The 341-nt window shown below is 43.4% G+C and carries 1 protein-coding gene; it reads right to left on the bottom strand.

What is annotated here, in order from left to right:
- The coding region (locus tag C5F46_RS16960; RefSeq protein ID WP_412779349.1) for a hypothetical protein at positions 1–307 on the bottom strand (307 nt) is incomplete at its 3' end.
- Between the last annotated feature and the right edge of the window lie 34 nt (positions 308–341).

The following is a 341-nucleotide window of genomic DNA, read 5'->3' as shown; positions in this document are numbered from 1 at the left end:
GCCGGGTTAAGTGTGTGCCTTTGAGAAAAAAGTGGAAATGCGTGTTAACACGATTTCTGCCGTGCTCAATAAATACCAACCTTTGTAGCCTTCTGCCTTCGTCATAGTCTTGTCTGCGCAGTATCGCCTTATCAACTGTATTGAAATAATGCCTTATGTCTTTGTGTGCCTTGCTCTCGTGTATCTCTGTGCCGTCAACGTATTTTGCTGTGCCAAACAGCCAAAACTGTTGTCGTGCAACCCAATTTGCGCCTTCTGCCTTAATGCGTAGTCGTAGTTCGTGTTCTGCGTAGTTGTTGTGTTTCATTTATAAATACTCAGTGTGAGCATATATAAATCCC

It is taken from the genome of Phaeovulum veldkampii DSM 11550 (genome assembly GCF_003034995.1).
Classification (GTDB): Bacteria; Pseudomonadota; Alphaproteobacteria; order Rhodobacterales; family Rhodobacteraceae; genus Phaeovulum; species Phaeovulum veldkampii.
Note: the sequence above shows the minus strand (reverse complement) of the source record. Positions and strands in the feature narration are given on the sequence as shown.